The organism is Candidatus Methylomirabilota bacterium, from assembly GCA_035260325.1.
In the GTDB taxonomy this organism is placed as follows: Bacteria; Methylomirabilota; Methylomirabilia; order Rokubacteriales; family CSP1-6; genus AR19.
Map to the genome: position 1 here is coordinate 1 of DATFVL010000015.1, position 20,878 is coordinate 20,878.

At 72.3% G+C, this 20,878-nt stretch carries 20 protein-coding genes; 19 read left to right on the plus strand and 1 reads right to left on the minus strand.

Going from position 1 to position 20,878, the window contains the following annotated elements:
* The 19 genes from VKG64_00735 to VKG64_00825 form a co-directional block, all read left to right on the plus strand.
* The coding region (locus VKG64_00735; protein ID HKB23548.1) for a cyclase family protein at positions 1 to 432 on the plus strand (432 nt) is incomplete at its 5' end.
* A 17-nt stretch (positions 433 to 449) separates the two neighbouring features.
* Complete coding sequence (locus tag VKG64_00740) at positions 450 to 1,658, plus strand: ABC transporter substrate-binding protein (GenBank protein HKB23549.1); 1,209 nt, start codon at positions 450 to 452, stop codon at positions 1,656 to 1,658.
* Positions 1,659 to 1,930: 272 nt separating this feature from the next.
* Complete coding sequence (locus VKG64_00745) at positions 1,931 to 3,763, plus strand: ABC transporter permease (protein ID HKB23550.1); 1,833 nt, start codon at positions 1,931 to 1,933, stop codon at positions 3,761 to 3,763.
* Positions 3,756 to 4,505, plus strand: a complete 750-nt coding sequence (locus VKG64_00750) for an ABC transporter ATP-binding protein (GenBank protein ID HKB23551.1) — start codon at positions 3,756 to 3,758, stop codon at positions 4,503 to 4,505. The genes VKG64_00745 and VKG64_00750 overlap by 8 nt, the downstream gene beginning before the upstream one ends.
* Positions 4,502 to 5,209 (plus strand): ABC transporter ATP-binding protein, encoded by a 708-nt coding sequence (locus VKG64_00755; protein HKB23552.1) that lies wholly within the window; start codon positions 4,502 to 4,504, stop codon positions 5,207 to 5,209. The genes VKG64_00750 and VKG64_00755 overlap by 4 nt, the downstream gene beginning before the upstream one ends.
* Positions 5,206 to 6,381 carry an amidohydrolase family protein gene (locus tag VKG64_00760; protein HKB23553.1) on the plus strand — a complete coding sequence of 392 codons (1,176 nt, stop codon included), beginning with the start codon at positions 5,206 to 5,208 and terminating at the stop codon, positions 6,379 to 6,381. Before VKG64_00755 ends, VKG64_00760 begins: the two co-directional genes overlap by 4 nt.
* A 1-nt stretch (position 6,382) precedes the next feature.
* Positions 6,383 to 7,618 (plus strand): DUF1015 domain-containing protein, encoded by a 1,236-nt coding sequence (locus VKG64_00765; GenBank protein HKB23554.1) that lies wholly within the window; start codon positions 6,383 to 6,385, stop codon positions 7,616 to 7,618.
* A complete protein-coding gene (locus VKG64_00770) occupies positions 7,615 to 8,010 on the plus strand; it encodes a RidA family protein (GenBank protein HKB23555.1) in 396 nt (131 codons plus the stop codon). The genes VKG64_00765 and VKG64_00770 overlap by 4 nt, the downstream gene beginning before the upstream one ends.
* Positions 8,007 to 8,588: an amino acid synthesis family protein gene (locus tag VKG64_00775; protein HKB23556.1), complete on the plus strand. Its 582-nt coding sequence runs from the start codon at positions 8,007 to 8,009 to the stop codon at positions 8,586 to 8,588. Before VKG64_00770 ends, VKG64_00775 begins: the two co-directional genes overlap by 4 nt.
* On the plus strand, positions 8,585 to 9,577 hold the full coding sequence (locus VKG64_00780) for a TIGR03619 family F420-dependent LLM class oxidoreductase (GenBank protein ID HKB23557.1): 993 nt from the start codon (positions 8,585 to 8,587) through the stop codon (positions 9,575 to 9,577). Before VKG64_00775 ends, VKG64_00780 begins: the two co-directional genes overlap by 4 nt.
* A gap of 44 nt (positions 9,578 to 9,621) precedes the next feature.
* Positions 9,622 to 11,892: a xanthine dehydrogenase family protein molybdopterin-binding subunit gene (locus tag VKG64_00785; GenBank protein HKB23558.1), complete on the plus strand. Its 2,271-nt coding sequence runs from the start codon at positions 9,622 to 9,624 to the stop codon at positions 11,890 to 11,892.
* A 148-nt stretch (positions 11,893 to 12,040) separates the two neighbouring features.
* Positions 12,041 to 12,520, plus strand: coding sequence for a DinB family protein (locus VKG64_00790; protein ID HKB23559.1), 480 nt, complete (start codon positions 12,041 to 12,043; stop codon positions 12,518 to 12,520).
* A gap of 40 nt (positions 12,521 to 12,560) precedes the next feature.
* Positions 12,561 to 13,619: a zinc-binding dehydrogenase gene (locus tag VKG64_00795; protein ID HKB23560.1), complete on the plus strand. Its 1,059-nt coding sequence runs from the start codon at positions 12,561 to 12,563 to the stop codon at positions 13,617 to 13,619.
* 4 nt (positions 13,620 to 13,623) lie between these two features.
* Positions 13,624 to 14,889, plus strand: coding sequence for an ABC transporter substrate-binding protein (locus VKG64_00800; protein HKB23561.1), 1,266 nt, complete (start codon positions 13,624 to 13,626; stop codon positions 14,887 to 14,889).
* Between the two features lie 23 nt (positions 14,890 to 14,912).
* On the plus strand, positions 14,913 to 16,589 hold the full coding sequence (locus tag VKG64_00805; GenBank protein ID HKB23562.1) for a formate--tetrahydrofolate ligase: 1,677 nt from the start codon (positions 14,913 to 14,915) through the stop codon (positions 16,587 to 16,589).
* 8 nt (positions 16,590 to 16,597) lie between these two features.
* Positions 16,598 to 18,241, plus strand: coding sequence for an AMP-binding protein (locus VKG64_00810; protein HKB23563.1), 1,644 nt, complete (start codon positions 16,598 to 16,600; stop codon positions 18,239 to 18,241).
* A 31-nt stretch (positions 18,242 to 18,272) separates the two neighbouring features.
* Positions 18,273 to 19,097 carry an MBL fold metallo-hydrolase gene (locus tag VKG64_00815; protein HKB23564.1) on the plus strand — a complete coding sequence of 275 codons (825 nt, stop codon included), beginning with the start codon at positions 18,273 to 18,275 and terminating at the stop codon, positions 19,095 to 19,097.
* Positions 19,097 to 19,459, plus strand: a complete 363-nt coding sequence (locus VKG64_00820) for an Hpt domain-containing protein (protein HKB23565.1) — start codon at positions 19,097 to 19,099, stop codon at positions 19,457 to 19,459. Before VKG64_00815 ends, VKG64_00820 begins: the two co-directional genes overlap by 1 nt.
* A complete protein-coding gene (locus VKG64_00825; protein HKB23566.1) occupies positions 19,456 to 20,082 on the plus strand; it encodes a response regulator transcription factor in 627 nt (208 codons plus the stop codon). Before VKG64_00820 ends, VKG64_00825 begins: the two co-directional genes overlap by 4 nt.
* 12 nt (positions 20,083 to 20,094) lie before the next feature.
* Here VKG64_00825 and VKG64_00830 read toward each other — a convergent pair whose 3' ends face one another.
* The gene (locus tag VKG64_00830; protein ID HKB23567.1) at positions 20,095 to 20,793 is read right to left on the minus strand and encodes a pirin family protein; all 699 of its coding nucleotides are present in this window, start codon (positions 20,791 to 20,793) and stop codon (positions 20,095 to 20,097) included.
* Positions 20,794 to 20,878: the final 85 nt, after the last annotated feature.

The window sequence follows — 20,878 nt, forward strand, 5'->3', positions numbered from 1 at the left end:
GCCCGCATCACGCCCGACGATCTCGAGCGGGCCGAGCGCGCGCTCGAGGCGGAGGGCATCCGGATCCAGGCCGGCGGCATCCTGTTTCTCCGGACCGACTGGCCCAAGAGCCACGCGACGACGGACCCGGCGTGGTGGAACGAGTCGCCGTGTCTGACGAAGGCCGCCGCCGAGTGGCTCGTCACGCGGAAGCCGCGCGTCATCGGATTCGACTTCGCGCAGGAGGAGAAGGGCGGAGACTATCAGCGCGCCGACGAGATCCTCACGAGCGGCATGCGGGTGCACCGGACGATCCTGCCGAACGTCACCTGCCAGATCGAGAACCTGGTCAACCTCGATCAGGTGCCGTCCAGGGTGAGGGTCATCGCGCTCCCGGCGAAGTGGCGATCGGAATCGGCCCCGGCCCGTGTCGTGGGCCTCATCGACGAGTAGGAAGGGAGGGTCACACCATGACGTGGAATCGCGTGACGGGCGGTCTGGTGACGCTGGCGCTCGCCCTGGCCGCGCCGGTGTTCGCCCAGGCCCCCATCAAGATCGGTGACATCAACTCGTACAGCGGTATCGGGGCGCCCTTCACCGGGCCCTACCGGGCGGCCGTCGAGATGGCCGCCGACGAGGTGAACGCCAAGGGCGGTCTGCTCGGCCGCAAGGTCGAGATCGTCTTCCGCGACGACAAGGGCCAGCCCGCGGAGGCGGTGAAGCATGCCCAGGAGCTGGTCACGGGCGAGCAGGTCGCGCTCATCGGGGGCACGTTTCTCTCGAACGTCGGCCTCGCGGTCTCCGACTGGGCGAAGCAGAACAAGACCCTCTTCGTCGTAGCCGAGGCGTTGACCGAGGCGCTGACGTGGTCGAAGGGGCACGACCACGTCTTCCGCGTGCGACCGAACACCTACGAGCAAGGACGGATGCTGGCGGAAAAGGCCGGCAAGCTCAAATACGCGAAGTGGGCGGCGATCGGGCCCAATTACGAATATGGCAAGCGGGCCTGGGAGACCTTCCGGGACCGCCTGAAGGAGCTCAGGCCCGAGGTGCAGGTCGTGGGCGAGCACTGGCCGACGCTGGGCAAGCTCGAGGCGGGGCCGTTCGTGACCGCGATCCTCAACCAGAATCCGGACGCGCTCTACGTGTCGCTCTTCGGCTCCGACTGGCTCGCCTTCGTCCGCGAGGCCGACAAGCGCGGCCTCTTCAAGAAGATGTTCGTGGTCGGCATCCTGCTCGGCGAGCCCGAGTACATCGATCCGCTGAAGCTCGAGGCGCCCGAGGGCATGCTCGTGACGGGCTACCCCTGGTACGACATCCAGACGCCGGCGCACAAGGAGTTCGTCGCGAAGTTCACGAAGCGGACCGACAAGACCCCGGTCCTCGGCTCGCTGGTCGGCTACATCACCTACCAGTCGATCTTCGAGGCGATTCGCAAGGCCGGCAGCACGGACACGGACAAGCTCGTCGCGGCGTTCCGGGGGCTCCGGGTCGAGACGCCCGTGGGCCCGATCACCTTCCGCGCGTCCGATGGCCAGTCGACGCTCGGCGCGTGGGTCGGATTCACGAAGGTGGATCCGAAGCGGGGCGTCGGGATCATGGTCAACTACGACTACGTGCCCGGCGAGCGCGTGCTGCCCTCGGACGAGGAAGTGAAGAAGATGCGAGCCGGGAACTAGTGTTCCGCCTGGAAGTCATGTCAACGACTGCCGCGTTCGGGAAGCGCAGCGGGCCGACGGGCCCGTGCGGCAGGGGTCGAGGGGACCCGTTCCCGCCCGCGGGCAACGGACCTCGCGTCCCCCGGTGGAGCCCAGCCGCAACGGGGCAGCGCCCGCGGGCCGCGTGGTCCCGCGACCCCTGCCGCGCGTGCCCGGCGGCCCCGGCGCCGCGCGCCGGCGGGCGCTTGACGTGACTTCGAGGACGGGACACTAGCCCCTGCGTCGCACGGCGCATGCCGCCCGCGCTCGTCGTCATCCAGCTCCTCTCGGGGCTCGCGCACGCGATGGTGCTGTTCCTCATCGCGGCGGGCCTCTCGCTGATCTTCGGCGTCACGCGCATCGTCAACTTCGCCCACGGCTCCCTCTACATGCTCGCCGCCTACCTGACCTACACGCTGACCGCCGCGCTGCCGCTCGGCGCCGCGTCGTTCTACGTCGCGGTGCTCCTGGCGGCGACGGCGGTGGGCGCCGTCGGCCTCGCGGTCGAGGTCGGGCTCCTCCGCCGCGTGTACAAGGCACCCGAGCTCTACCAGCTCCTCCTCACGTTCGCGCTGGTCCTCGTCGTCGCCGACGTCGTGCGCCTCGTATGGGGCAGCGAGAACAAGACCGGCCCCGCGGCGCCCGGCCTCGCCGGCTCGGTCCCGATCCTGGGGCAGCTCTTCCCGACCTACGACCTCGCGCTGATCGCCGTCGGCCCCGTCGTGGCGGGCCTGCTCTGGTGGCTCTTCTTCCGCACCAAGTGGGGTGTCCTCATCCGTGCCGCGACGCAGGACCGCGAGATGGTCGCGGCGCTCGGCGTGGACCAGGCGCGGCTCTTCACGTCGGTGTTCGTCCTCGGCTCGTTCCTCGCCGGCCTCGGCGGCGCCCTCCAGGTGCCGCGCCAGGCGGTGACGAACGTGATGGACACCGCGATCATCACCGAGGCGTTCGTGGTCGTGGTGATCGGCGGCATGGGCTCGGTGCCCGGCGCGCTGCTCGCCGCGATCGTCATCGGTGTCGTGGACGCCTTCGGCGTGCTCGTCCTGCCCCGGGCGTCGCTCGTCCTGACGTTCGTCGTGATGGCGGTGGTCCTCATCGTCCGCCCCTGGGGGCTCCTCGGCCGGCCCGAGGCGCAGGCGCGGACCGCCGCCGGCGCGATCGTCGCGGAGAGCGCGATCCGCCTGCCGCGCGCGTGGCTCGTCGTGGTCCTCGCGGCACTGCTCGCCGTGCCGCCGCTCCTGCCGACGTTCTACGTCTGGGTGCTGGTCGAGATCCTCGCCCTGGCGCTCTTCGCGGCGAGCCTCCACCTCCTGATGGGCACGGGCGGCATGGTGTCGTTCGGCCACGCGGCCGCCTTCGGGCTCGGCGCCTACGGGGCGGCGCTGCTGGTCCGGTGGGCGAAGGCGCCCATGCTGCTCGCGTTCGCGGCGGCGCCCCTCGTCGCGGCGCTGGGCGCCGCGCTGACCGGGTACTTCTGCGTGCGCCTCTCGTCCATCTACTTCGCGATGCTGACGCTGGCCTTCGCCCAGATCGCCTACGCGATCGTCCACCAGTGGTACGACGTGACGGGCGGCGACAACGGCGTGCTCGGCGTCTGGCCCGCCCCCTGGCTCGCCGCGCCGCTCCGCTACTACTATTTCTCCCTGCTCGCGTGCGGCGGCGGGATCGCCCTCCTCGCGCTCGTCGGTCGCTCGCCCTTCGGCCTCACCCTGCGCGCGGTGCGCGACCACGCCAGGCGCGCCGAGGCGGTCGGGGTCGACGTCCGCGCGCACCAGTGGATCGCCTTCGTCGTCGCCGGGCTCTTCGGCGGGCTCGCGGGCGGGACCTTCGTGTTCCTCAAGGGGAGCGTGTTCCCGAACTCGCTCGCCGTCTCGATGTCGGTCGAGCCGCTCGTCATGGTGCTGCTCGGCGGGCTGCAGGCGTTCGCCGGCGCGCCGCTCGGCGCGGCGGTCTACGAGGTGCTCGACACGGCGGCGACCAGGTACACCGAGTACTGGCAGCTCGTCCTCGGCGCGATCCTGATCGTCCTCGTGCTGGCCTTCCCCCGCGGCCTCCTCGGGATCCTCGCCGAGCGCCGCCGTGGCTGAGGCGCTGCTCCGCGTCGCCGGCGTGCGCAAGGCCTTCGGCGGTGTCCGGGCGGTGGACGGCGTGAGCTTCGAGCTGCCGCGCGGCGAGATCCGGGCGCTCATCGGCCCGAACGGCGCCGGCAAGTCCACCTTCTTCGACGTCCTCACGGGCCAGCTCCGCGCCGACGATGGCAGCGTGTCCTACCGCGGCAGCCAGATCCTCGGATTGCCGCCCCACGCGATCTGGCGGCTCGGCGTGAGCCGCACCTTCCAGATCACCGCGACCTTCTCGACGTTGAGCGCCCTCGACAACGTCCGGGTGGCGCGCCTCTCCCACGCCGGCCGGAGCCGTGCGTTGCTGCGGCCCGCGGCCGGCGTCGAGACGGCGCGGTCGCGGGCGCTCCTGGAGCAGGTCGGCCTGGCCGACCAGGCCGAGCGCCCCGCGGGCATCCTCGCCTACGGCGATCTGAAGAAGCTCGAGCTCGCGATCGCCCTCGCCAACGACCCCGAGCTCCTGCTCCTCGACGAGCCGACGGCGGGCATGGCGCCGGCCGAGCGCGGCGCGCTGATGACGCTCACCGCGGCCGTCGCGCGCGAGCGCGGCCTCACGGTGCTCTTCACCGAGCACGACATGGACGTGGTCTTCGCGGTCGCCGAGCGCATCATGGTGCTCCACCAGGGGCGGGTGATCGCTGACGGGCCGCCCGCCGAGGTGCGCGCTCACAAGGAGGTCCAGGCCGTCTACCTCGGGGACGAGACGTGACGGCGCCCCTGCTGGAGCTCCGCGACGTCCACGCCTACTATGGTCGGAGCCACGTGCTGCACGGCGTCGGCCTCGCGGCGCGGGAGGGGGAGGTGGTCTCCCTCCTCGGGCGGAACGGCGCGGGGAAGTCCACGACGCTCAAGGCGATCGTGGGTCTCGTGGCGGTGACGGGCGGCGAGATCCTGTTCGAGGGCCGCTCGCTGCGCGCGTGCGCGACCCACGAAATCGCGCGGCTCGGCGTCGGGTTCGTCCCGGAGGATCGGCGGATCTTCGCCGACCTGACGGTGCTCGAGAATCTGCGCGTCGGCGAGCCCGACGGCGGCGGGAGCGGGTGGACCGTCGAGCGCGTCTTCGGCCTGTTCCCGCAGCTCCGCGGGCTCGCGCGGCAGCGGGGCGGGAGCCTCTCGGGCGGCGAGCAGCAGATGCTGACGATCGCGCGGACGCTGATGACCGGGCCGAGGCTCCTGCTGCTCGACGAGCCCTCGGAGGGGCTGGCGCCCGTCGTCGTGCACGCGCTCGGCGAGAACGTCGCCGCGCTCAAGCGCGCGGGGCTGACGATTCTCCTGTCCGAGCAGAACGTGAAGTTCGCGCGCCGCCTGGCGGACCGCGCGTACATCATCGAGAAGGGGCAGATCAAGTTCGAGGGCCCGTTCGCGCGGCTGGACGCGGACGAGTCGCTCAGGAGGGCGTACCTCAGCGTATGAAGACCCTCATCAGGAACATCGGCGCCCTCGTCAGCGGGGACATCCGGCGCCCGCTCCTCGACGCCGACTCGCTGGTGATCGTGGACGGGAAGATCGCCGGGATCGGCCGCGGCCTCGACGAGGACTGCGACACCGTGATCGACGCCCGGGGCACGACGGTCATCCCCGGCCTCATCGACTCCCACGTGCATCCGGTCTTCGGCGACTTCACGCCCCGGCAGCGCACCATGGACTTCTTCGATTCGATGCTGCACGGCGGCGTGACGACCGCGATCTCGGCCGGCGAGGTGCACCTGCCCGGGCGCCCCAGGGACATCGTCGGGCTGAAGGCGCTCGCGATCGTGGCGGCGAAGGCCTACGCGAACTTCCGGCCGGGAGGCGTCAAGGTCCACGCCGGCGCGCCGATCCTGGAGCTCGGCCTGGTCGAGCAGGACTTCGCCGACATGGCCGCGGCCGGCGTGAGGCTCGTCGGCGAGATCGGCCTCGGCTCGGTGCGGACGGGGAAGGACGCGGCGCCGATGGTGCGCTGGGCGAAGCAGCACGGCATGACGGTGACGATCCACACCGGCGGCCCGTCGATCGCCGGCTCGAGCCCGATCAGCGCCGAGGTCGTGCTCGAGGCGGCGCCCGACGTCGTCGGCCACATCAACGGCGGCACCACCTCGATGACGACGGGTGAGATCGAGCGCCTGGTCGCGACGGACATGGCCCTCGAGATCGTCCAGTGCGGGAACATGAAGACCGCGCTCCACACGCTCCGCGCGGCCGTGGACGCGCGTGTCACGCACCGCCTCATCATCGGCAACGACGCGCCCTCGGGCACGGGCGTGATCCCGCTCGGCGTGCTCCGGACGCTCTCGCTCCTCACGGCCCTCGGCGGCATGGCGCCGGCCGAGGCGATCGCGTGCGCCACCGGCAACACGGCGCGCGTCTACAAGCTCCACCGGGGCGTGATCGCCGAGGGGCGCGAGGCCGACCTCGTCGTCTGCGACGCGCCGACGGGCTCGGTCGGCAAGGACGCGCTCGGCGCCCTCGCGGCAGGCGACCTGCCCGGCGTCTCGATGGTGCTGGTGGACGGCAAGATCACGATCGGCCGGAGCCGCAACACGCCGCCGGCCGCGCGGGCCGCCGAGGTCATGAAAGGCTCAGGGCCCGCGGCCGGGGGACACTAGCGTGCGGATCCGGCCGCTGCGCGGCTATCGCTTCGCCGGCGCCACGGGGCGCGAGGTCTCCCGCGTCGTCGCCCCGCCGTACGACCAGATCAGCCCCGAGATGCAGACCGAGCTCTACGGGCTCTCGGACGCCAACATCGTCCGCGTCTCGTTCCCGCGCGACGAGCCGCGCGGCGACAAGTACGCGACGGCGCGGACCACGCTCGACGCCTGGCTCGCCGCGGGCGTCTGGGCGCCCGAGGCGGCGCCCGCGATCTATCCCTACCAGCAGACGTACACGGCCCACGGCCGCCCGGTGACGCGCACGGGCTTCGTCGCCCTCGGCGAGGTCGGCGACTACACGAAGGGGATCGTGCTCCCGCACGAGCGCACGCACGCCGGGCCCAAGCTCGACCGGCTGCGGCTCCTGGAAGCGACCGGCGCGGACATCGGGCTCCTGTTCATGCTCGTGAGCGATCCCACGGGCGAGCTGCGTCGGCTCACCGCGCCGGTCGGCGAGCCGATCGCCGAGGCCCGCGACCTCCGCGGCGAGCACCACCGCCTCTGGCGCCTCGGCGACGCGGCGGCGCTCGCGCGCATCGAGGCGCTGCTGGCGCCGGGCCAGGCGATCATCGCCGACGGCCACCACCGCTACGAGACCGCGGTCGAGTACGCGCGGCGGCGGCCCGCGGCGCGCGACAAGCTCATGGCATTCTTCGCCCTCGAGGCGCCGGGGCTGACGATCCTCCCGAACCACCGTCTCGTCCAGGGGGTCGAGGGCTTCGACTGGAAGCGCTTGCTGGCGGCGGCGGCGCAGTGGTTCGACGCGGCGCCGCTCGCCGACCCCGTCGCCTTCCGCCCGGAGAAGCGCGCGATCGGCGTGGTCGCCGGGCGCGACGCCGCCGTGCTCCGCCTGCGTCCGGACCGCTTCGAGGCGATCGCCTGGCCCGCGCGGACCTCGCGGCAGTGGCGGGAGCTCGGCGTGTCCATCCTGCACGAGGGCGTCCTGCGCCCGCTGCTCGGCATCACCGACGAGAAGCTCGACGCGCGCACGCACGTGGACTACACGGCCGACCAGGGCGAGGCGGTGCGGCTCGCGCGCGAGGGAACGTACCAGGCGGCGTTCCTGATCTCGCCGACCACGCCCGAGGAGCTCCAGGCGGTGGTCCGCGGCGGCGAGCTCCTGCCCCAGAAGTCCACGCACTTCTACCCGAAGCTCCTGGACGGGCTCGTGTTCCACATGCTGGGCGAGCCGTGACCGCGCGCCGGAACATCTCGAGCGGCGCGCCGTGGGAGCCGGTGGTCGGCTACTCGCGTGCCGTTCGCGTCGGGCCGCACGTGCACGTGGCGGGGACGACCGCCACGGACGAGCGCGGCGCGATCGTCGGTCCGGGCGATGCGTACGCCCAGGCGCGGCAGGCCCTCCGGAACATCGAGCGGGCGCTGGCCGCCGCCGGCGCGCGGCTCGCGGACGTCGTCCGGACCCGGATGTACGTCACCCGGATCGAGGACTGGGAGAAGGTCGGACGCGCCCACGGCGAGGTCTTCGGCGCGGTGCGCCCGGCGTCCACGCTCGTCGCGGTCACGCGGCTCGTGGCGCCCGAGATGCTCGTCGAGATCGAGGCCGACGCCTACGTCGGGGAGGACTGAGCGCGATGGTGAAGATCCGGAAGCTGCTGACGGTGGTGGAGGAGATCCTGGAGGACGGCGGCCGCGCCGCCACGCGCCCCGTGCGCAAGGTCGCGGCCGTCGCCGTCATCGCGAACCCGTTCGCCGGGAGGTTCGTCGAGGACCTGACTCCGCTGATCGACGCGGGCGAGGAGCTCGGCGCGCTCCTCGCGAAGAAGGCGACCGAGGCCCTCGGCGCCCCCGCGGAGTCCTACGGCAAGGCCGCGATCGTCGGCGAGCGCGGCGAGTATGAACATGCGGCTGCGCTGCTTCATCCCAAGCTCGGGGCCCCCTTGCGGGCGGCGGTGGGCGGCGGCAAGGCCATTATTCCCTCCGCGAAGAAGCTCGGCGGCCCCGGCACGAGCGTGGACGTGCCGCTGCACTTCAAGGACGCGGCGTTCGTCCGCACCCACTACGACGCCATGGAAGTCCGCTGCCACGACGCGCCGCGGGCCGACGAGATCCTATTGGCGATCGTGGTGACCGACGGCGGGCGGCCCCACCCCCGCATCGGCGGGCTCACGAAGGACGAGGCCAAGAAGGAGGACGGCCTGCGATGAGGTACGGGCTCCGCATCCCCTCTTTCGCGCTGGGTCCGAAGACGGCGACGCTCGACGCGATGGGGCGCTACCTGCGCCACGCCGAGGACCTCGGCTTCGACTGCGCGGTGTCGATCGACCACCTGCTCCTGACGCCGCCGGCGTACGCGTGCACGTGGCTCGAGCCGATCTCGCTCCTCTCCGCCCTCGCCGGCGTGACGCGGACCATGAAGCTCGGCACGATGGTGCTCGTCCTGCCGCTCCGCAACCCGGCCTACTTCGCCAAGGAGTGGGCGACGCTCGACCTGCTCTCCGGCGGGCGCACGATTCTCGGCATCGGCGTCGGCTGGCACGAGGAGGAGTTCGAGCTCATGGGGGTGCCCCACCGCGAGCGCGGCGCGCGCATGAACGAGGCGATCGAGGCCGTCAAGGCCCTCTGGGCCGGCGACCGTGTGAGCTACGAGGGCAGGTACTACCGCTTCCGGGACCTGACGATCGACCCGAAGCCCGCGCAGAAGCCGCACCCGCCGATCTGGATCGGCGGCGGCTCCCAGCCCTTCGAGAAGGTCTACGGCCAGACCGTGACGAACATCGAGCCGGTGCTGCGGCGGATCGCGAAGTACGCCGACACGTGGGTGCCCCACTCCTCGGCGACGCCCGAGATGGTGAAGGGGGACTGGGAGAAGGTCCAGCGCTTCGCGCGCGAGTTCGGGCGCGACCCGCGGACGATCGGGCGCGTCTACTCGAATTTCGTCTGGGTGCTCAGGCCCGGCGAGAAGCCGGAGTCGGCGATCCCACGCTTCTCCGTCTACTCGGGGATGGACCTCGACTACTGGCGTGCGCACTATCTCCTGGGCGAGGCGGGGGACCTCGCCGAGAAGATCAGCGCGCGGATCGCCGCGCTCGACGGCGGGGTGGACACGATCGTCCTGAACCCGCTCGACTGGGGCACGGAGCAGCTCGAGCTGATCGCGGGCGAGGTCCTGCCCCGCGTGAAGGGAGGCGCCTGATCCGCTACACGGGAGCGCGCGTCAAGCGCGTCGAGGACCCGCGCCTGCTCGCGGGCCGCGGCCGGTACGTGGGCGACATCGTCCTGCCGCGGATGCTCCACCTCGCCTTCGTGCGGAGCCCCCACGCTCACGCGCGCGTGCGGGGCGTGGACGCCGCGGCGGCGCAGCGCCTCGCCGGCGTCGCCCGCGTGCTCACCGCCGCCGATCTTCGCGGCGTCGCGCGGCCACTCGAGCCCCGGCTGGAGGGGCCGGGCTTCCTCCCGACCGCGTGGCCGCCGCTCGCCGACGGCGTCGCGCGCTTCTGCGGCGAGGCCGTCGCCGCCGTCGCCGCCGCGAGCCCGTACGTCGCCGCCGACGCGCGGGAGGCCGTGCGGGTGGACTACGAGCCTCTCCCCGTTGTGGCGACGCTCGACGCGGCGCTCGCCGAGCAGCGCGTCCTCTTCCGCCGCGCGTTGCGCCGGGGCGACGTCGCCGCGGCCTTCGCGCGGGCGCCGGTGGTCCTCACGGAGACGTTCGAGCACGCCCGCTGCACGGCCTCGCCGCTCGAGCCGCGCGGCATGCTCGCCGACTGGGACGGCGAGACCCTCACCGTGTGGTCATCCACCCAGATCCCGTCCAGCGTGCAGGCGGCGCTCGCCCGCGCCCTGGATCTCCCCGAGACACGGGTGAGGGTCCTCGCGCCCGACGTCGGTGGCGGCTTCGGGTTGAAGACCCACGTCTTCCCCGAGGACGTCGCGGTCGCGGCGATCGCGCGCCTGCTCGGGCGCCCCGTGAGGTGGCTCGAGGAGCGGCGCGAGAACCTCACCGCGGCGTCGCAGGCCCGCGCCCTGCGCATGCAGGTCGAGGTGGCCGCCGAGGGCGACGGCGTGCTCCGCGGCCTCCGGGCGCGCGCGGTCTCCGACGGCGGCGCGTATCACATCTACCCACTGACCGGCGCCCTCGAGCCGCTCGGCAGCGCCAACATCCTGCCCGGTCCGTACCGGACGCCCGCGTACGAGTACGAGGCGATCACCGTCCAGACGCACAAGCCGCCGATCGGCGCCTACCGGGGCGTCGGCATGACGATGGGCGCGTTCGTCATGGAGCGGATGCTCGACCTCGTCGCCGAGCGCGTCGGGATCGACCCGGCCGAGGTGAGGCGGCGCAACCTGATCCCGCGCGAGGCGTATCCCTTCACCTCGGCGAGCGGCCTCGTGTACGACAGCGGCGATTTCCCCAAGGCGCTCGAGCAGGCCCTCGCCGCGGTGGACTACGAAGGGCTCCGGCGGGAGCAGGCGAGGGCGCGCGCCACCGGCCGCCTCGTCGGCGTCGGCATCGCCTGCTACACCGAGTACACGGGGATGGGCTCCGAGGTCTTCCGCCGCCGCGGCATGTCCGACGTGCCCGGGACCGACGCCGCCACGGTGGCGCTGGCCCCGGACGGCACGGTGAGCTGCCTGACGAGCTTTCCGTCGCAGGGCCAGGGCCACGCGACGGCGCTCGCGCAGCTCCTCGCCGATCGCCTGGGCGTCTCCATGGACGCGGTCCGCGTGTTCCCCGTCGACACGCACGCGTCCCCGCGCGGCAGCGGCACCTTCGGCAGCCGGGGCGCCGTGTGCATGATGGGCAGCGCCGCCGTGGCCGCCGAGCGGCTGGGGGAGAAGCTCCGGACGCTCGCGGCCCAGCGTCTCGAGGCCGGCCCGGCCGACGTCGTCCTCGAGGGCGGACGGGCCTCGGTGCGCGGCTTCCCCGCTCGCGCGGTCGCCATCGCCGAGCTCGCCCGCGCCGCGTACGCGCCGCCGCTGGGCGGGCTCCCTGCCGGGCTCTCACCCGGCCTCGAGGCGACCGTGCACTTCGACCCGCCGGGGCCGACGTTCTCCGGCGCCGTCCACGTCGCCGTGGTCGAGGTGGATCGCGAGACCGGCCGCGTCGCGATCCGCCGCTATGCTCTCGTCGAGGACTGCGGGCCCCTGATCAACCCGCTGCTCGTGGAAGGCCAGATCCACGGCGCCGTCGTCCAGGGGATCGGCGAGGCCCTGCTCGAGCGCGTCGTCCACGACGAGGACGGCCAGCTCTTGACGGCGACGCTCATGGACTACGCGCTCCCGAAGGCGGACGACGCTCCCGTGTTCGAGATCGGCCACCTCGAGACGCCGTCGCCCGTGACGCCGGGCGGCGTCAAGGGCATGGGCGAGGGCGGAACGATCGGCGCGCCGGCGGCCATCGCGAACGCGGTCGCGGATGCGCTCAAGGGACTCGGCGTCCGTGTCGTGCAACTCCCCATCCGTCCCGAAGACATCGCGACGACACTCGCTGACACGGGGAGGGGCCGATGAACCACGCGCGAATGCGGCGGCCGAAGGCCAACCGCATCGCGTACATTCCGCTGACGCGGGTCGCGCAGCGCGCCGAGGCGCGGCTGCACCGGCCGTAGCCGGGCTATAATCGGGCGTTCCCGATCCCACCATCCAGAGGAGGACGCACATGGGAGCGCGCGCCGATGCCCTGGCCAAGCGGTTCGAGGGGAAGGTTCAGGAAGCGACGACCGTCTTCGAGAAATTGAGCGATGCCGACTGGAAAAAGGTCACGTCGGCGGAGAAGTGGTCGGTCGGCGTCGTGGCGCACCACGTCGCCATGGGCCACGAGGGCATCGGCCGCATCGTCAGGACCGTGTCGGCCGGGGAGGCGATGCCGCACTTCACGATGGACATGCTCCACGCGATGAACGCCAAGCACGCGCAGGAGCACGCCGGCTGCACCAAGGCGGAGACCCTCGCCCTGCACCAGAAGAACGCGGCGGCCGCGGCGACCCTCGTGCGCGGACTCGGCGACGCCGAGCTGGCGAAGAAAGGCACCGTCCTGGCAGGGATGCCGCCGATGAGCGTCGAGGAGATCGTCAACGGGATCCTGATCAGCCACATCGACGAGCACTGCGGGAGCATCGGCGCCACCGTCGGCCGCTGACGCGTCACCATCGGGCGCGGGAGGGGTGCGTGCGATGTCCATGCCTTTGCGAATGACCGCGGCGGTGCTCCACGGCGCGGGCGACCTGCGCGTCGAAGAGTGGCCCGTGCCCGAGCCGGGGCCTGGCGAGGCGCTGCTCCGGGTGAACGTGGCCTCCATCTGCGGGACCGACCTCAAGGTGCTCCACCGCAAGCTCGCCGGCCAGCCCGACGGCGACTTCGTCATGGGCCACGAGTACGCGGGCACGGTGGCGGCCCTCGGTCCGGGGGTGGACGAGTTCGCGGTCGGCGAGCGCGTCGCGGTCGAGGTGCACAAGGGCTGCGAGCGCTGCGAGAACTGCATCAAGGGCTGGTACACGTCCTGCCTCAACTACGGCAACCTCGCCAAGGGCCATCGGGCCAAGGGGCTGACGTGCGACGGCGGCTTCGCCGACTACACGGTCAATCACATCAACACCCTCTACCGTCTTCCCGACAACCTCACCTTCGAGCAGGCGTGCATGGTGACGACGGCGGCGTCGCCGCTCTGGGCGATCGACTTGATGGGCGGCTACGTCGCGGGCGAGACGGTGCTGGTGCAGGGCCCGGGGCCCATCGGGCTCGTCGCCGTCCAGCTCGCGAAGGCGCTCGGCGCCGAGCGGGTCATCCTGAGCGGGACCCGCGACGAGCGTCTGGCGACCGGCCGCCGGCTCGGCGCGGACGACGTCGTCAACGTGCGCCGGGAGAATCTGCCGGCGCGCGTGCGCGAGATCACCGCGGGCAAGGGGGCCGACTCGGTGCTCGAGTGCGCGGGCGGCGCGACCTCGCTGCAGGAGGCGCTCGAGTGCGTCAAGCGCGGCGGCCGGATCGGGGTCGTGGCCTGGTACGCGGGGCCGGTCGAGGTGGACATGAACCTCGCCGTGCGGAGCAACGTGCGGATCTACGCGGCCCGCGGCGAGGGCGGGATGAACTGCGGCCGGTCCCTGGCCCTCATGAGCGCGGGCAAGATCCTGGCGGATCCCATCATCACCCACCACTTCCCGCTCGCGAAGATCCACGACGCCTTCCACACCTACACGGAACGCGTCGGCAACGCGCTGAAGGTCGTCATCCACGTCTGACGCGATGCGGACCGCGCTGGCGGCGCTGCTCCTCCTCACCGCGCTGGCGTCGCCCGCCGCGGCACGGGAGAGCCCCCGCTACGGGGGCGAGCTGATCTTCGTCGTGCCCGCGGAGCCGCCCTCGTACGACGCCCACCGCGAGGAGACCTTCGCGATCGTGCATCCGGCGGCGCCCCATTACAGCACCCTGCTCCGCGTCGATCCGGACGACCGGACCGCCACCCGGCTCGTCGGGGACCTCGCGGAGTCCTGGTCCGTTTCGTTCGTCTTCGTCGAGTACGTGCGGGGGAGTCACTGGCTCGGGCGACGGAACCCGGACTACTGGGACAAGGGGAAGCCCTACCTCGACGGGTACCGCGCCGTCTTCATCGCGGACACGGCGGCGCAGGTGGCGGCGATCCGCGGACAGCGCGCGATGATCCAGTTCCGCGGCTTCTCGCCGGGGAACCGTGACAGCCTCGTCCGGGCGCTGGGCGACAAGATCGCCGTGCAGGAGAGCCCGTGGGCGTGCTGGAACCCGCTCGCGCTCAACCACGAGCGGAAGCCGTTCGACGACCGGCGCGTGCGGCGCGCGCTCACGCTCGCGCTCGACCGGTATGCGGGCGCGCAGGCGCTCTCGAAGATCACCCTCCTCCGAGAGATCACGGGAGTCCAGGGCGAGGGCAGCCCGTTCGCCGCGTCGCCGGCCGAGCTCGAGCCGCTCGCCGGCTACGGTCGCGACATCGCCCGGTCCCGCGCGGAGGCCCGGCGGCTCCTGCGGGAGGCCGGCGTCCCCGACGGGTTCGCCTTCACGTTCAAGAACCGGGGCATCGCGAACCCCTACGAGGCGCTCGGGGTCTGGCTCGTGGACCAGTGGCGCCAGATCGGCCTCCGCGTCAGGATGGAGACGCTCGAGCTCGGCATACTCTATTCGGACATCCGCGCCGGCAGCTTCGAGGTCGCGGCCGACTTCCACTGCAGCTACCTCGTCGAGCCGGATCTCGCCCTGTTCAAGTTCCAGTCGATGGACGTCAGCCCGGTGAACTACGGCCGCTACGTCGATCGCGTCCTGGACGAGCTCTACCAGAAGCAGAGCCGGGCCACGGACCGCAAGGAGCGACGACGGGCGATCCGCGAGTTCGAGCGCCGGCTCCTCCACGACGAGACGCACTTCATCTACACCTTCCAGTGGCATCGCATCGTCCCGCACAGCGCGCGGGTCAGGGGCTGGACGATCACGCCGAGCCACTTTCTCAACAGCCAGCTCGATACCGTCTGGCTCGCGGAGTAGGTCCGCTACAATAGCCTCGCTCCATGGGACGCCAGGACCTCGAGATCGCCCGCGCCGTGAAGCTCCGGCCCATCCAGGAAGTCGCCGAGTCGCTCGGCCTGACCTCCCGCGACCTCGAGCCCTACGGGAGCGACAAGGCGAAGATCCGCTGGGAGGTCGTCGAGCGGGTCGCCGACCGCCCCGACGGCGCGCTCGTCCTCGTGACCGCGATGACGCCGACGCCCGCGGGCGAGGGGAAGACCACGACGACGATCGGCCTCGCCGACGGCCTCCGCCGGCTGGGCGCGCGCGCGGTCGTCGCGCTGCGCGAGCCGTCGCTCGGCCCGGTGTTCGGCGCCAAGGGCGGCGGGACGGGCGGGGGCCACGCCCAGGTCGCCCCGATGGAGGACATCAACCTGCACTTCACCGGCGACATGCACGCGATCGGCGCCGCCCACAACCTGCTCGCGGCGATGCTCGACAACCACCTGGCACAGGGCAACGCCCTCGGCCTCGACACTCGCCGCGTCCTCTGGAAGCGCGTGCTCGACATGAACGACCGCGCGCTCCGGAACGTCGTCGCCGGCCTCGGGGGCCCCGCCCACGGCGTGCCGCGCGAGACGGGCTTCGAGATCACCGTCGCCTCCGAGGTCATGGCGATCCTCTGCCTGGCGCGCGACCTCCACGACTTCCGGGCGCGCGCCGAGCGCGTCGTCGTCGGCGAGACGGCCGCCGGCGCGCTCGTCACGGCGCGCGAGCTCCGCGCCGCCGGCGCCATGGCGGTGCTCATGAAGGACGCGATCAAGCCGAATCTGGTCCAGACCCTCGAGGCCACGCCGGCTCTCGTCCACGGCGGGCCCTTCGGCAACATCGCCCACGGCTGCAACACCCTCATCGCGACGCGCCTCGGGCTGAAGCTCGGCGAGATCCTCGTGACCGAGGCCGGGTTCGCGACCGAGCTCGGGATGGAGAAGTTCCTCGACATCAAGTGCCGGGCGGGCGCTCCCGTGCCCGCGCTCGTCGTGGTCGTCGCAACCGTGCGCGCCCTCAAGCTCCACGGCGGCGTCGCCCTCGCCGCGCTCGAGCGCGAGGCCGTCGAGGCGGTGCGGCGAGGGTTCGACAACCTCGCGAAGCACCTCGAAAACGCGCGCGCCTTCGGCCTGACGCCGGTCGTCGCGCTGAACCACTTCGCGGGCGACACCGAGGCGGAGGTCACGGCCGTGCGGGACCTGTGCCGGGCCGCGGGCGTCGCCGTCGGGGTCTCGCGGGCCTGGGCGGAGGGCGGCGCGGGGACGACGGAGCTCGCGCGTCTGGTCCGCGACGCGATCCACGGCGGGGCGCGGGGACGCTTCAGTTATCTGTATCCGGACGACATGGGGCTCCGCCAGAAGATCGAGACGATCGTCACGCGGATGTACGGCGCCGACGGCGCGGAGCTGGCCCCCGCCGCCCAGGCCAAGCTCGAGCGCTGGGAGGCCCTCGGCCACGGGCGGCTCCCGGTCTGCATGGCGAAGACGCAGAACTCGCTCTCCGACGACCCGAAGAAGCGGGGCCGCCCGCGTGGCTTCAGCGTGAGCGTGCGCGACGCGAAGCTCTGCGCCGGCGCCGGCTTCGTCGTGGCCTACGCGGGCGACGTCCTCACGATGCCGGGGCTCCCGAAGGCGCCGGGAGCCGAGACGATCGACATCGACGCGGACGGCAACGTCGTCGGCCTGTTCTGAGTCCGGCGGTGGCGACGACCGTGTTCGACGCGTTCCTCGCGACGGCCGAGGCCGCGCCCGGCAACGCGTTCCTCTGCGCGCCGCCGGCCCCCGGGCGCGCCTACCATCCCGACGGCGTCGAGTACACGTACGCAGAGACGAAGGCGCAGGTGCTGCGGCGGCGCGACCTCTACCGCGCCGCGGGCTACGGCCACGGCCATCGCGTGGCGCTGCTCCTCGAGAACCGGCCGGAGTTCTTCTTCCACTACCTCGCCCTGAACGCGCTCGGATGCGGGATCGTGCCGATCAACCCCGATTACCGGCACGACGAGATGCTCTACCAGATGGACCACTCGGAGGCGGACCTCGCGGTGTCGATCGCGGGGCGCGTCGCCGATCTGGAGGCGGTCGCGCGCGAGCGGACGAAGCCCCTGCCCGTCGTCGCCGTCGAGGCGATGCCCGCGGCGCTCCCGAAGCCCGGGCCGGCGCCGAGGGCCGGCGCGCCGGGGCTCGACACGGAGTGCAGCCTCCTCTACACGTCCGGCACGACGGGTCGGCCGAAGGGCTGCATCCTCACGAACTTCTACTACCTGAACGCCGGCGCCTGGTACCGCGACCTCGGCGGGCTCGTGCGCTTCGAGCGCGGCGGCGACCGCGTCCTGAACCCGCTTCCGCTCTTCCACATGAACTGCCAGGCTGTGACGGCGACCGGCGTGATCCTCACCGCGAACTGTCTGATCCTGCCCGAGCGCTTCAGCCCGGGGCGCTGGTGGAAGGACGTCGTCGCGACGCGCGCGACGGTCATCCACTATCTCGGCGTCGTGCCGCCGCTGCTCCTGAACCAGCCGGAGACGCCCGAGGAGCGCCGGCACCGTGTGAGGTTCGGCTTCGGCGCGGGCGTCGAGCCCGAGCTCCACGCGGCCTTCGAGAAGCGCTTCGGCTTCCCGCTGGTCGAGGTGTGGGGCATGACCGAGACGGGACGCATCTACGGCGACTGCGTCGAGCCGCGCCAGACCCGGACGCGCGCCTTCGGCCGGCCCTTCGGCGGGTTCGAGGCGAAGGTGCTGGACGACACGGACCGGGAGGTGCCGCGCGGGACCGAGGGCGAGCTGGTCGTGCGTTTCGCCGGGCCCGACCCACGCCGCGGGTTCTTCTCCGGCTACCTGAAGAACCCGGAGGCGACGGAGGAGGCGTGGCGCGGCGGCTGGTTCCACACGGGCGACATCGTGCGCCAGGCCGGGGACGGCATGCTCTACTTCGTCGACCGGAAGAAGAACATCATCCGGCGCTCGGGCGAGAACATCGCCGCGGCGGAGGTCGAGGCCTGCCTCCAGGCGCACGACGCGGTCGCCCAGGTGGCGGTCCTCGCCGCGCCCGACGAGATCCGCGAGGAGGAAGTGATGGCGTGCGTCGTCCCAATGGCCGGCGTCGCTGCGGACGCCGCCCTGGCCTCGGCGCTCTTCGACTGGTGCATGGCGCGGCTCGCCTATTTCAAGGCGCCCGGCTGGATCCTCTTCGTCCCGAGCCTGCCGACCACGGGGACCCAGAAGGTGCAGAAAGCACAGATCTTTCCGCGCGGCGAGGACCCGCGCCGGTGCCCCGGCGCGATCGACCTCCGCGCGCGGAAGAAGCGCCGCTCGCCCGGTGCCGGGGCGGGGGTAGGCTTGTGCTAGTATCCGTCGGAAGCTCACTCTGGAGGAGTCGATGCTCCGCGCCGTTCTCCTCGGCACCGGGTCGCCGCCCCCCAGCCCGCGACGGCGCGGGCCCGCGACACTTCTGTCGCTCGACGACGAGCGCTTCCTCGTGGACGCGGGCTCCGGCGCCGGCGTGCAGCTCGTCCAGGCGGGCGTGCGCCCGTACGAGTGGCCGCGCGTGCTCATCACGCACCAGCACTCCGACCACACGATCGACCTCGGCCACCTGCTGATCACGCGCTGGATCGTCGGGCAGAACGCGCCGTTCGAGGTCTGGGGCCCGGCCGGCACGCGCCGGCAGGTCGAGAAGCTCCTCGACTATCTCGCCGTGGACGTCGAGCTGCGCCGCGCCCACATGCACGACCGCGAGCCGCCGCGGGTCAGCGTGACGGAGATCGACGAAGGCAAGGTGATGGAGGCCGGCGGCGTCCGGGTGAGCGCCTTCCTCGTCGAGCACGATCCGGTCAAGCCCGCCTTCGGCTTCCACTTCGAGGGCGGCGGGCGCCGCATCGTCGTCTCCGGCGACACGCGGCCGTGCGAGAACCTCATGCGCTGGAGCCACAACGTCGACCTCCTCGTCCACGAGTGCTGCGAGATGGCGAAGACGTCGTGGTCGCCGGGGTGCGGCTGGCCGACGATCGAGGAGAAGATCCGCGACCTCGCCTCGTACCACACGCAGCCCGATCAGATCGGGCGCGTCGCGCACGAGGCGCGCGCGAAGAAGCTCGTGCTGACCCACCTCATGCCGGGCTCGGACCCCGCCGAGCTCAAGGCGGCGGCCGCGAAGCACTACGCCGGGCCCGTCGTCGTCGGCGAAGACCTGATGGAGGCCTGATGGCCGCGGAGCCCGTGGACCTCGCCGCGGCGCGCCGCTGGGTCGGCGGCGATCGGGCTCTCCTGCTCGAGCTCGTCGGGATCTTCGTCAGCGAGGCCTCCCCGCGGATGGGCGAGCTCCGCGACGCGCTCGCGACGCAGAACGCGAAGGAGCTCGAGCGCGTGGCCCACAGCCTCAAGGGCTCGGCGAGCATCCTCGGGGCGAGCGGCCTCCGCCAGCACTGCGCCGAGCTCGAGCTCGCCGCCGCCGCGAAGCGCTTCGAGGTGGCCCCCGACCTCCTCGTGCGGATCGACGCGGAGCTCGGCCGGGTCGTCGCCTTCTTCCGCGATCCGGCATGGCAGAGCCGCGCGGGTGAGCCGTGAGGGTCCTGATCGTCGACGACGAGCCCGTCCTGCGCCGGCTCCTCGAGACGTCGCTGACGACCTGGGGCTACGAGGTGATCGCCGCCCCGGGCGGGGCCGAGGCCTGGGAGATCCTCAAGGCCGACGATGCCCCCTCGCTCGCGATCCTCGACTGGACGATGCCGGGCGTGGACGGCCTGGAGGTCTGCCGGCGCGTGCGCGCGCTCGAGAAGCCCACGAAGCCCTACCTCATCTTCGTCACCGCGAAGGCGCGGACCGTCGACATCGTCACGGGCCTCAGCGCGGGCGCCGACGACTACATCATCAAGCCTTTCAACCGCGACGAGCTGCGCGCGCGGATCCAGGTCGGCGTGCGGATGCTCGACCTCCAGGCGACCCTGGCCGAGCGCGTGCGCGAGCTGGAGGAGGCGCTCGCGCGCGTCAAGCAGCTGCAGGGCCTCCTCCCGATCTGCTCCTACTGCAAGAAGGTCCGCGACGACCGGAACTACTGGCAGCAGGTCGAGACCTACATCGAGGGCCACTCGGACGCGCAGTTCACCCACGGCATCTGCCCGGAGTGCCGCCAGAAGTACGTCGAGCCGGAGCTCGAGCGCCTGCGCCGGAAGCGGCGCGAGGGCGGGTAAGGCACCGGCGCCTCAGCCGAGGTCGAAGACCAGCACCTCCGCCCGCTCCACGGCCACGAGCGTCAGCGCGGGCTCGCGGCTCAGGGCGGCGCCGTCGCCCGCGCCGAGCGCCTCGCCGTTCAGCGTGACCGCGCCCCGCGCGACCTGCACCCACGCGTGGCGCCCGTCCGCGAGTGCCAGGGCGACGCGCTCGCCAGGCGCCAGGACCGCCGCGTAGACGCTGGCGTCGTGGTGGATCGTCACGGAGCCGTCCCGCCCGTCGCGCGAGGCGATCAACCGGAGCCGGCCCCGCTTTTCCGCCTCGGGGAAGGGCTTCTGCTCGTAGCTCGGATCGAGGCCGCGCGTGCCCGGCAGGATCCAGATTTGCAGGAAGTGGACGGGCTCCGTGCGCGAGGGGTTGAACTCACTGTGCATCACGCCGGTGCCGGCGCTCATGCGCTGGACGTCGCCCGGCCGGATGACGGAGCCCGTCCCCATGCTGTCCTCGTGCTCGAGGGCGCCCGCGAGGACGTACGAGAGGATCTCCATGTCCCGATGGCCGTGGGTGGGAAAGCCCCGGCCGGGCTGGACGCGGTCCTCGTTGATGACGCGCAGCCCGCGGAAGCCCATCTGGGCCGCGTCGTAGTAGTCGGCGAACGAGAACGTGTGGCGCGTGTCGAGCCAGCCGTGGTCCCCGCCGCCGCGATCCCCGGCCTTCCTGACCGTGATCATCCGTCCTCCCGCGTCGATTGGATGCTCGAGCGTGCTGCCACGCTTCTAGCCAGCCTGGCCGCCGGCCGGCCCAGAAACGAGCTGG

What these genes read in the sequence shown, in the direction of transcription:
- VKG64_00820 (HKB23565.1), top strand. Translation starts at nt 19,097, where the DNA reads ATGGCCGCGGAGCCCGTGGACCTCGCCGCGGCGCGCCGCTGGGTCGGC.
- VKG64_00800 (HKB23561.1), top strand. Translation starts at nt 13,624, where the DNA reads ATGCGGACCGCGCTGGCGGCGCTGCTCCTCCTCACCGCGCTGGCGTCG.
- VKG64_00760 (HKB23553.1), top strand. Translation starts at nt 5,206, where the DNA reads ATGAAGACCCTCATCAGGAACATCGGCGCCCTCGTCAGCGGGGACATC.
- VKG64_00795 (HKB23560.1), top strand. Translation starts at nt 12,561, where the DNA reads ATGCCTTTGCGAATGACCGCGGCGGTGCTCCACGGCGCGGGCGACCTG.
- VKG64_00790 (HKB23559.1), top strand. Translation starts at nt 12,041, where the DNA reads ATGGGAGCGCGCGCCGATGCCCTGGCCAAGCGGTTCGAGGGGAAGGTT.
- VKG64_00815 (HKB23564.1), top strand. Translation starts at nt 18,273, where the DNA reads ATGCTCCGCGCCGTTCTCCTCGGCACCGGGTCGCCGCCCCCCAGCCCG.
- VKG64_00745 (HKB23550.1), top strand. Translation starts at nt 1,931, where the DNA reads ATGCCGCCCGCGCTCGTCGTCATCCAGCTCCTCTCGGGGCTCGCGCAC.
- VKG64_00830 (HKB23567.1), bottom strand. Translation starts at nt 20,793, where the DNA reads ATGATCACGGTCAGGAAGGCCGGGGATCGCGGCGGCGGGGACCACGGC.
- VKG64_00805 (HKB23562.1), top strand. Translation starts at nt 14,913, where the DNA reads ATGGGACGCCAGGACCTCGAGATCGCCCGCGCCGTGAAGCTCCGGCCC.
- VKG64_00780 (HKB23557.1), top strand. Translation starts at nt 8,585, where the DNA reads ATGAGGTACGGGCTCCGCATCCCCTCTTTCGCGCTGGGTCCGAAGACG.
- VKG64_00740 (HKB23549.1), top strand. Translation starts at nt 450, where the DNA reads ATGACGTGGAATCGCGTGACGGGCGGTCTGGTGACGCTGGCGCTCGCC.